Source organism: Saccharothrix sp. NBAS 001, assembly GCF_056640475.1.
Window position 1 is genome coordinate 3,890,526 of sequence record NZ_CM153251.1, and the last position, 9,175, is coordinate 3,899,700.

Annotated in this window: 11 protein-coding genes; 8 read left to right on the top strand and 3 right to left on the bottom strand. The window is 73.0% G+C overall.

Features of this window, described 5'->3' with window-relative positions; all coding sequences use genetic code 11:
* Nucleotides 1-60: 60 nt before the first annotated feature.
* Nucleotides 61-378: a hypothetical protein gene (locus tag AC0HI0_RS16260; protein ID WP_480933200.1), complete on the bottom strand. Its 318-nt coding sequence runs from the start codon at nt 376-378 to the stop codon at nt 61-63.
* Nucleotides 379-625: 247 nt separating this feature from the next.
* On the opposite strand from AC0HI0_RS16260, the gene AC0HI0_RS16265 reads away from it, so the two are divergent.
* Nucleotides 626-2,134, top strand: a complete 1,509-nt coding sequence (locus AC0HI0_RS16265; protein WP_480933201.1) for a hypothetical protein — start codon at nt 626-628, stop codon at nt 2,132-2,134.
* A gap of 415 nt (nt 2,135-2,549) precedes the next feature.
* On the opposite strand, the gene AC0HI0_RS16270 is transcribed toward AC0HI0_RS16265, so the two are convergent.
* Nucleotides 2,550-2,741 carry a hypothetical protein gene (locus tag AC0HI0_RS16270; protein ID WP_480933202.1) on the bottom strand — a complete coding sequence of 64 codons (192 nt, stop codon included), beginning with the start codon at nt 2,739-2,741 and terminating at the stop codon, nt 2,550-2,552.
* 522 nt (nt 2,742-3,263) lie between these two features.
* On the opposite strand from AC0HI0_RS16270, the gene AC0HI0_RS16275 reads away from it, so the two are divergent.
* From AC0HI0_RS16275 to AC0HI0_RS16305, 7 genes are all read left to right on the top strand, one after another.
* On the top strand, nt 3,264-4,085 hold the full coding sequence (locus AC0HI0_RS16275; protein WP_480933203.1) for an alpha/beta fold hydrolase: 822 nt from the start codon (nt 3,264-3,266) through the stop codon (nt 4,083-4,085).
* 154 nt (nt 4,086-4,239) lie between these two features.
* Nucleotides 4,240-4,764: an RNA polymerase sigma factor gene (locus tag AC0HI0_RS16280; RefSeq protein ID WP_480933204.1), complete on the top strand. Its 525-nt coding sequence runs from the start codon at nt 4,240-4,242 to the stop codon at nt 4,762-4,764.
* Nucleotides 4,761-5,441, top strand: coding sequence for a Rieske (2Fe-2S) protein (locus AC0HI0_RS16285; protein WP_480933205.1), 681 nt, complete (start codon nt 4,761-4,763; stop codon nt 5,439-5,441). The genes AC0HI0_RS16280 and AC0HI0_RS16285 overlap by 4 nt, the downstream gene beginning before the upstream one ends.
* A 39-nt stretch (nt 5,442-5,480) precedes the next feature.
* Complete coding sequence (locus AC0HI0_RS16290; protein ID WP_480933206.1) at nt 5,481-5,867, top strand: plastocyanin/azurin family copper-binding protein; 387 nt, start codon at nt 5,481-5,483, stop codon at nt 5,865-5,867.
* Nucleotides 5,864-6,817: a metallophosphoesterase family protein gene (locus AC0HI0_RS16295; protein ID WP_480933207.1), complete on the top strand. Its 954-nt coding sequence runs from the start codon at nt 5,864-5,866 to the stop codon at nt 6,815-6,817. Before AC0HI0_RS16290 ends, AC0HI0_RS16295 begins: the two co-directional genes overlap by 4 nt.
* Nucleotides 6,814-7,179, top strand: coding sequence for a hypothetical protein (locus AC0HI0_RS16300; RefSeq protein WP_480933208.1), 366 nt, complete (start codon nt 6,814-6,816; stop codon nt 7,177-7,179). The genes AC0HI0_RS16295 and AC0HI0_RS16300 overlap by 4 nt, the downstream gene beginning before the upstream one ends.
* A 197-nt stretch (nt 7,180-7,376) precedes the next feature.
* The gene (locus tag AC0HI0_RS16305) at nt 7,377-7,847 is read left to right on the top strand and encodes a hypothetical protein (protein WP_480933209.1); all 471 of its coding nucleotides are present in this window, start codon (nt 7,377-7,379) and stop codon (nt 7,845-7,847) included.
* An 18-nt stretch (nt 7,848-7,865) separates the two neighbouring features.
* Here the strand turns inward: AC0HI0_RS16305 and AC0HI0_RS16310 are convergent, their stop codons facing one another.
* On the bottom strand, nt 7,866-9,143 hold the full coding sequence (locus tag AC0HI0_RS16310; protein ID WP_480933210.1) for a SidA/IucD/PvdA family monooxygenase: 1,278 nt from the start codon (nt 9,141-9,143) through the stop codon (nt 7,866-7,868).
* Between the last annotated feature and the right edge of the window lie 32 nt (nt 9,144-9,175).

Here is a 9,175-nt window from a genome sequence, read left to right on the forward strand (position 1 = left end):
GCGGCAGCCCACACGGCCGCCGCCCCGCACCGCCGACCGGGCAGACCCGCGGTCCCGGTGTCAGCAGGCCTTGACGATGACCGAGTGGGCCTTGGGGCTGAGGTCCTGGATCCGCACGTTCCGGTTGCCGGCGGGCACGCGGACCTGGTAGCTGCCCGGGTCGACCGGGTAGGCGAAGTACGAGCCCGCCGGGGCGGCCGAGGTGCCCGCGATCATCGACCCGTCGGTGCGGTGGATCGTGGTGGAGACCGCCTTGCCGCAGTTGTTGGAGATGTAGATCTTGCCCTTGGTCGCGGCCGTGGCGGAACCCGCGCAGAGGACCGGGATCAGCAGCCCTGCGGTGGCCAGACCGGTGAGAACGCGCCGGGTGGTCGTCATGGTGCTCCTCCGAGTGTTGTGAGTCGGCCGCAAGGTAGCCGCCGGGGCCCGCGCGCACTGCCGGTCGAACGACCGACACCCGCCGTCCTCCTGGCGGGCATCGGCGACACCTCTCACCCAGAATGGGATAGGACGTCCGGTACGAACGCACCCACAAGACCCCGGAGATCGAGGTCGACTGCCGGCGGGCCGGTGCGGCGCTACAGTCCAGCAGGCCGGCCGCCCCGCACGAAGACGAGGTCCACTCATGGCCGATCACCCCGTCGACCGGCCCAGGAGCCCCGTCCTCATCGAACTGTGCCTGCTCCTGCGCGATTTCCTCGGCGATTCCGACCTCGATGCCCGACTCGCCGACCTGACCGACGCCGACCTCTACCGGCACATCGCGTTCGCGGCGTCCCTCCAGCACTCCGGCCGCGACTTCACCGCACGGCCCGCGCCGGAACTCGACCACGTCGCCGCCGCCGTCCTGCGACGCCTGTCGACCGGATCTCTCGGGGACACCTCGCTGCGGTCGCCCCAGGTCCGGTACGCGACGGACGCGACACCGCGCGCGGTCCAGGTCGCCGACGGGCCCGCAGGCCCCGACAAACCGGTCGGGGCGTTGTGGACCTCGTCCACCCTCCCCGACGGCACCAGCATGTGGCAGTGGGGCGAACTGGCGGAGTCCGGCCCGGACCGACCGCTGTCCACCGTCACGTTCGACCCGGCGGACGTCCGGCTGTTCACCATCGACTCGCCCGCCGACTACGGGCGGCTGGTTACCCGCTACCCGCGCACGTCGGACGGGCGCGCGCAGGTGTGCTGGACCCGCGCCGCCGAAGACCTCGACGCCGTGCACCTGACCGTGCCCGGCCTCCTCACGGCGCACCACGTCCCGGTCGGAACACCGCACGGCACCGCGATCCTCACCGGGTGGGACGCCGAATCCACCGCGTGGCTGCACCTGCCGTCCCACCTGCGGACGACCCCGGCGGCCCGGTCAGCCGCTCAGGTGCCGGAAGCTCGTCCTGTCCACTCCGGACGGGGAGGTGCCGGCCCGGACACCGGCTCGATCGGCGACGATCCCGCCGAGCCGAGCGCGCGGGCGCGGCGGTTCCTGGCGTCGCAGCCCCGGTCGTCGCCGACCGCGCACGACCCCGACCGGTACGTCTGCACCGACCTCGACGGTCGACCGGTGCCGGGTCCGGACGGCGGCGCGGCCCGGCTGCTGCGGTTCTTCGCCCGCTTCGGCGGGCTCGACATCCCCACCGAGAGACCTGTCACCAGCGGCCGGTACCGGTTCACCTCGTCGGCCGAATCCGGCTGGGAACAGGTCGAGTCGGGAGACTGGGTGGCCAGGGTCGGCGACGTGGAGGGGTGGGAGCTGACGCTGGGGTGGTCGACCGGGCGCATCGGGCTCGACGTCGTGCACCCGGAGGCGTGGATCGCGGACTCGGCGGTCGGGTTGATCGAGTCGGCCGCGCTGGGGCAGGAGATCCACCGGGACGGGTCGTGGCGGGAAGCGGTGCCGGTGGCCGGCCGAGGTCCCGGCTGGGGGCTGGAGATCGAGGTCGACCGGTTCGTCGGCGTGGTCGCGGAGGTCCCGGTGGCCTCGTCTCCGTGGAACCGCTGGTTCCTGGACGACGACGTGGCCGTGCACTCCTGGCGTGAGACCTACAACGTGGAACGCCACCCGGTGGTCATGGCCTGGTACCGGAACCCGCGAGGGCGGCGGCGCATCGAGGCGGTGGCCGGGCTGCTGCGCGCGGACTGACCAGCGTCCGGACTCCAGGCCGCGGTACCGGCGACGGCGTCCATTCGGCACCGGCCAAGCTTGTGATTTGAGCGGTTCGGCGCGGTGTGGTTCCCCTCTGGTGGTGTGCCGGTCGGCTGTGAGCCTCGTCTGTGGCCGGGATGCGTCCGACGTCGAATCGTTGTGCCGCCGCACGGTTGTTCGATCCGGGAGGGTGTCCTGGTCCCGGTCGGGCGGGTTTGGGCAGCGCTGCCGGGCGGGCGGTGGTCGGGTGGATGTTGCGGAACCCGCGTCGGAGGCGGACCGGGGTGGGCCGGGCGGGTTCGGCGGGGCGTTCCCAGGGGTGGCGCAGGTCGGCGGCCGGCGGCCGGGCCAGGCGGAGTCGGGCGTGGGCGGCCGGGACGGGCCGGGTCCACCGGTCGGCGGACCCGGGTCGTCACAGCCGGGGCCTGGTCCACCCGAGCGTCTGCTTGAGCAGGCGAAACGGGCGCTCGACATCGAACCTGCGCTGGAACGGCTGCCGGCCGCGGTCGACTTCGGCCGGGGTGGTGTCGACGTGCGAGCACCACAGCCGGACCGGCTTGTTCACCCCGCCGGAGGGCGGGTGCTCGACGGTCAGCCGGATCACGGTGCCTTCGATGATCGGCAGTGCCCCCTCGTGGCGGGGTCGGGCGGCGCAGCACCCGATCGGAGCGCATCCTTCCCGGGATCCGCACCCCGGTGCTCGTCCTTCCCACGTCCGCAGGTGTGGCAGAACGCCCGGTCCGGGCAGGTGTTGCCGTCGGCCGCAGCCACGGCGAGACGTCCACCGCCGGCACCAGGCGGCCGATCGCCGCACGGGGCGAGGGCAGCTCCGCCGGCGCGGTCCGCAACCGGGACAACCGCCCCCACTCCCGCTCGGGTGAGAGGTCGCGCACACCGATCACGCGGCCCTTGGTCGAAGATCCATCTGTCGCAAGAGGATCATCACCCTGGGGCTGCACCCATGATCAACCGGGGTACCCGCCAACGGCCGAACCGCTTGAACCACAAGCCAAGTCCTTGTCGCGAAACGACTTACGCTGATGAGCGGATGGTGGCCGGGTCCCGCGTCCGGTTTCGTGGCGTGGGACGCTACCGGGAAGTGCCGCCGGAGGAGAGGATCCGTTCGATGGACGAAAGACGTGTCGTGGTGGCCGGGCGGGAAGTGGCGTACGGCGAGTCGGCCGGCACCGGGCAGCCGGTGGTGCTGGTGCACGGCAACTCGTCCTCCGCCCGTACCTGGCGTGCGTTGATGGACGGCCCCTTCGGCGAGCGGTTCCGTTGCCTGGCCCTGGATCTGCCGGGGCACGGCCGTTCCGCGCCCGCCGTGGACGCCGACGGCTACTCCCTGCCCGGCTACGCCGACGTCCTCGTCGAGTTCGTGGCCGCGACCGGCGCCGAAGGGGCCGTCGTCGTCGGGTGGAGCCTGGGCGGGCACATCGTGCTGGAGGCGGCGGCCCGGCTGGCCGACGCCGCCGGGCTGGTGATCTTCGGGACGCCGCCGGTCGCGACGGCGCAGCGGTTCGGGGAGGCGTTCCTCCCGAGCCCGGCGCTCAACGTCGGCTTCACCGCCGAGGTGGACGCCGAGGCCGCCCGGTCCTACGCCGCGAGTTTCCTCGCGCCGGGCTCGACGTTCCCGACGGCCGGGTTCGTCGCCGACATCCTGGCCACCGACGGTGCCGCCCGCGCCGGGCTGCTGGCCGGCATCGGCGCGGGCCGGTTCACCGACGAGGAGAGGATCGTCGCCGAGCTGTCCCGGCCGCTGGCGGTGCTGCACGGCGAGGGCGAGCAGCTCGTCAGCCTGGACTACCTGCGCAAGGTCGCCATGCCGACGTTGTGGCGAGGGGAGGTGCAGGTGTTGCCGGGCGTCGGCCACGCGCCGCACGAAGAAGCGCCCGAGGAGTTCGCCGCCGTGCTGACCCGGTTCATCACCGACCGGACCGGTGGGTGAGATCGCTGCGACTCCGGCCGCGGGCACCGCGTAACCCGGGCGCGTACTTGTCTGGTGTCGGTGACGTGGGGAGGCCGGACGGTGCAGGGTGGGACAGCGATTACCTGCGCGGCGTAGGTCGCGGGAGCACGAGCGGGAGGCGGGTGACGCGCCGGTGCCGTTGCGCGCCGTGGACGGCGACGCCTACTCCGACTGGGAGGCGATCTACCGGGACAACGTGGAACGCGTGTACCGGTTGGTGTTCGCCAAGGTGGGGAACCGGGCGGACGCCGAGGACCTGACCACGGAGGTGTTCCTGACCGCGTTGCGGCCGTTGCGGGTCACGGCGAGCGTCGGCGAGGTGCGGGCGTACCTGCTGGCCACCGTGCGCACGGTGTTGGCCGGGCACTGGCGGCGGACGCTGGGGCGGCAGGTCACGACGCTGGACGACGAGCGGGAGCTGCCGTCCGTCGAGCGCGGTGGGGACGATTTGCGCGCGTTCGAGCGGATCGAGCAGATCGAGCAGATCCTCGCCGCGTTGCCCGAGCGGTACCGGCGCATCCTGCAACTGCGGTTCCTGCGGGCGTGTTCGATCAAGGAGGCGGCGGCGGAGTTGGGCATCACCGCGGGCAACGCGAAGGTGTTGCAGCACCGGGCGCTGCGCGAGGCGGCGACCGTGGCGGAGAGGATGGGGATGTGAGCAGCCGTGCAGCGCGGCGGTTCGTGGAGGACCTGCTGGCCGGACGCCGTCCCCGCCCGTTCGCGGCGGCCGAGGACGACGAGGCCGAGTTGCGGACCGCGATCCTGCTGCGCGCCGCGCGTGCCGGTGACGGGGCTCCGGGCGAGGAGTTCGTGGTCGGGCTGCGCGAGCGGCTGGCCCGCGAACTCGACGGCGTCGAGTCGGCCGAACCCGGCGGCGGGCGGCGGCGGTTCATCGGGATCGCCGCGGCGGCCGCGGCGGCGGCTGCGGGCGGCGCGGCCGTGGACCACGTCCTCACCGGGTCCGCCGCCGCGCCCGGCACCGACGGCCCGCGAACCCTCGTCCCGGACGAAGGCGAGTGGCACGCCGTGGCCGCCGCCGAGGAGCTGCCCGACGGCGCGGTGCGACCGTTCGACGTGGGCGCGGTGGCGGGGTTCGTGCGGCGTGACGGGGGCCGGGTGGCGGCGGTGTCGGGGACGTGCACCCACCTGGGCTGCCGGCTGGCCCTGGACGCGCCGGCCCGCCGGCTGAACTGCCCGTGCCACCTCACCTGCTTCGCCGTGGACGGCGCGGTCGTGTCCCACGAGCTGCCCGCCGCGCCGCCCGCCCTGCCCGAGGTGCTCGTCCGCGAATCCGGTGGTGCCGTGGAGGTCTTCGTGCCGCCGAGGTCCACGTAACCCCACCGCGTACCTATGGGTATGAAGAAACCCATTGGGGTGCAACGGTTACTGGTCGGCACAGCGGCGGTGTGCTGCCTCGCCGCGTGCGCGTCGCCCGCCGACCCGCACGCGGGGATGCCGTCCGCACCGGAACGCTCGGGCACTTCCGCGGCGGCCCCGCCGGTCGCCGCCGACGCGGTGTCCATAAAGGACTTCGCGTTCGCCCCGGCGGAGGTCGACGTCAAGGTGGGCACGACGGTCACGTGGGAGAACACCGACCAGGACCCGCACACCGTGACCAGCACGGGCGGCTCCGGGCCGCTGCGCTCACCGGTGCTCGACAAGGGCGACCGCTTCCAGTTCACGTTCGACACCGCCGGCCGCTTCGAGTACCTGTGCACCATCCACCCGTTCATGACCGGCGTCGTGGCGGTGACGCCGTGACCGGCCCGGGCACGACCGAGGAGAGCACCGGTCCCGAGGGCATGACCCGGCGGCAACTGCTGCGCCACACCGCGTGGTTCGGCGCGGCCGTCGTGCTGACGGTGGTCGGCGGCGAGGTCGTCAGCCACGTCGCCGGACCGGGCGACGTCACCGCCGACGCCGATCCCCACGCGCTGAGGTTCGTCCAGGTCAGCGACAGCCACCTGGGCTTCCGAGGCCCGGCGAACACCGCCGTGGAGGACTCCTTCCAGCACGCCCTCGACCAGGTCAACGCGCTGCCGGCGCGGCCCGACTTCGTGATGCACACCGGCGACCTGACGCACCTGTCCACCCCCGCGCAGTTCGACCAGGTCAAGCAGATGATGAGCGGGCTGCGCACCGGCCAGGTGCTGACCGTGCCCGGCGAGCACGACTCGATCGACGACGCGGGCCGCAACTACCGCGCCACCTTCGGCCGGGGCACCGCGGGCGACGGCTGGTACAGCTTCGACCTCAAGGGCGTGCACTTCCTGTCCTTGGTGAACACCTTGAACCTGGAGAAGCTCGGCCACCTCGGGACCGACCAGCTGGAGTTCGTCCGCAAGGACGTGGCGGGGCTGGCCTCGGACACCCCGATCGTGGTGTTCAGCCACATCCCGCTGTTCGCGATGTACCCGCAGTGGGGCTGGGGCACCGACGACGCCACCCAGGCGCTGGCCCTGCTGCGCCGGTTCTCGTCGGTGACCTGCCTCAACGGGCACGTCCACCAGCTGTTCACCAAGACCGAGGGCAACGTGACCTTCCACAGCGCCACCACCACGGCGTACCCGCTGCCCGCGCCCGGCACGCAACCCGCGCCCGCTCCCCTGGTGCTGCCGGCCGGAAAGCTGGGCGAGGCGCTGGGCATCCGCGAGGTCGCCTACCGGCCGGGCGAGCCGGGGCTCGCGGTGAAGGACGTGAGGCTGGCATGACGCGCACGCTGTGGTGGCGGCTGCCGGCGGCGGCCGCGCTGGCCACGAGTGGCTGGGTGCACGCCGAACTCTACGTCCACGGCTACCGCGCCATCCCGCTCGTCGGACCGGCGTTCCTGCTCCAGGCCGCCGGGGCGTTCGCGGTCGCGCTGCTGCTGCCCGTCACCGACAGCCCGGTGCCCCGGCTCGGCGCGGCGGCGTTGGCGGTCTGCTCGATCATCGGGTTCTCGCTGTCGCGCAGCACCGGGATCGGCGGGTTCGTCGAACGCGGCTTCCAGCCCGCGCCGCAGGCGTTGATCAGCGTGCTCGCCGAAGTCGCCGTCCTGGTGCTGCTGGCCGTCCCGATGCTCGCGCGACGCTGATCGGCGGCGCGCCGGGCCCGCGTGGTCGCCTCCTGGCCACTCGCGGGCGCCCGCCCCGCCCCCGTCTCCCATGGCGGGGCGGGCCTCCGGCCAAGCCGGGGACCGGCGGCATCCGCTGACCGCGCGTGACCACGTTTTCACCGCTGAGCGCAGCAAGGACACCCGTCCGTGGCTGCCCGACGTGGGTCAATGGCTTCATGCGCCGACTCCTGCTCTGCTTGGCCGCCCTGCTCCTGCTCACCCCGGCCGCGCACGCGGCGGACGACGACCCGTACGACTACGTCCGGATCGGCAGCGTGGGCAAGCCCGCCCTGGTGCTCAGCGCGGGCGACGGCGGCCTGGTGACGCTGCGCCCGGAGAACGGCGAAATCGGCCAGCGGTGGCGGATCTTCCCCACGAGCCCCGACCCGTACGTCACGGTGCCCGTCAAGCCGGCCGTCGACTGCCTGACGGGCTACGAGCCGCAGGACGTCCGGACGCTGCGCTGCATCGGCACCCGGACCCAGACCTGGGCGAAGCGCACCCGGCCGAAAGGCGCGTTCGTCCTGGAGAACGTCGGCCACGCCAACACGTGCCTGACCGCGACCCGGGCCTTGGCCCGCGTCGAACTCGCCCCGTGCGACGGCAGCCGCGACCAGCTCTGGACCGCCGTCGCGGGCAGCCGCTGAGACAGCGCCGGGCGGGCGTCACCCGGCCTGGTCGGGCAGGTGGGTGCGGATGGCGGTGAGCAGGGTGCGGGCGCGCAGGGAGAGCAGGCTGAACGAGCCGGCGTCGCCGAGGCCGTGGGTGGTCTCGCACAGGCCGTTGAGGAACAGCGGGGGGACGTCCGGGGTTCTCGGCGGCACGAAGTAGTCGCGGTCGACGCTGAGCACGCCCCGGTCGTCGACGGCCAGGTGCTCGACGACGTCGGAGAGCACCGGGGGGTGGGCTTCCTGGTTCTCCCGCGGGCCCAGGTCGCGGTAGCCGGTCGCGAGGACCACCAGGTCGCAGGTCAGTTCGGTGTGCTCGCCGGTGGTCGACTCGCGCAGCGCCAGGCGCACCGCGTCGCCCGCTTCGATGTCCCGGACCTCGCTGTTGCGGTGCAGGACCAGGCGGGGGTCGCCGTCGATGCCGTCCTCGTAGCGCCGCACGTACAGGCTTTCCAGCACGTCCTGGTCGACCGACGAGTAGTTGCTGGACCGGAGTTGGTTGTCCAGCAGGGCTTTGTTCTCCCGCGACGCCGCGTAGTAGTAGTCGGTGTGCTCCGGGAAGTACGCCTCTTCGGAGAACGGGCTGGTGTCCTTGAGCCGGAAGCCGAAGCCCCGCGTGACGATGTGCACGCAGTCGCCCGCGTCGTGCAGGTCCAGTGACACCTCCGCCGCGCTCTGGCTGGCACCGAGCACCACCGCGCGCAGCGGGCCGTCGTGGTGGCGGCGCAGTTTCTCCAGCCGCCACAGGTACTCGCTGCTGTGGAACACCCGGTCCCCCAACTGCTCGGCGAAGGGCGCCGGCACGTAGGGCGAGCGCCCGGTGCCGACGACGAGCGCGCGGGCGTGGAAACGGCCGCCCTGCGCGGTCTCCACGACGTAGTGCCCGTCGGCGATCGCCACGCGTACGACCCGGCTGTCGTACCGGACCGAATCGGCCAGCTGGTCGGCCACCCACCGCACGTAGCGGGCGTAGTCGCGGCGCAGGGGGAAGTGCGTGGGCACGTTGAGGAACGCCAGCAGCCGGTCGGTCTCGTGCAGGTAGTTGAGGAACGTGAAGCGGCTGCGCGGGTCGCGCAGGGTGGCCAGGTCGCGGCTGGGGTGGTGCTGGGTGTCCGCGCCGCGCAACAACATGCCGGGCTGCCACGCGGCTTCCGAGCGGCTTTCCAGGAACACGCACCGCAGGTCCGGTGCCTCCTCGTGCAGGGCGGCGGCGAGCGCGATCCCGCCGGGACCGAAGCCGATGCCGACCACGTCGAACAGTTCTCCGGTGCGCACTGCGGGCCTCCAGTCGAAGGGGGACAACGGGA

Excerpts from the sequence above, each read along its gene's own strand:
- AC0HI0_RS16260 (WP_480933200.1), bottom strand. The coding sequence starts at position 378 with ATGACGACCACCCGGCGCGTTCTCACCGGTCTGGCCACCGCAGGGCTG.
- AC0HI0_RS16265 (WP_480933201.1), top strand. The coding sequence starts at position 626 with ATGGCCGATCACCCCGTCGACCGGCCCAGGAGCCCCGTCCTCATCGAA.
- AC0HI0_RS16275 (WP_480933203.1), top strand. The coding sequence starts at position 3,264 with ATGGACGAAAGACGTGTCGTGGTGGCCGGGCGGGAAGTGGCGTACGGC.
- AC0HI0_RS16300 (WP_480933208.1), top strand. The coding sequence starts at position 6,814 with ATGACGCGCACGCTGTGGTGGCGGCTGCCGGCGGCGGCCGCGCTGGCC.
- AC0HI0_RS16305 (WP_480933209.1), top strand. The coding sequence starts at position 7,377 with ATGCGCCGACTCCTGCTCTGCTTGGCCGCCCTGCTCCTGCTCACCCCG.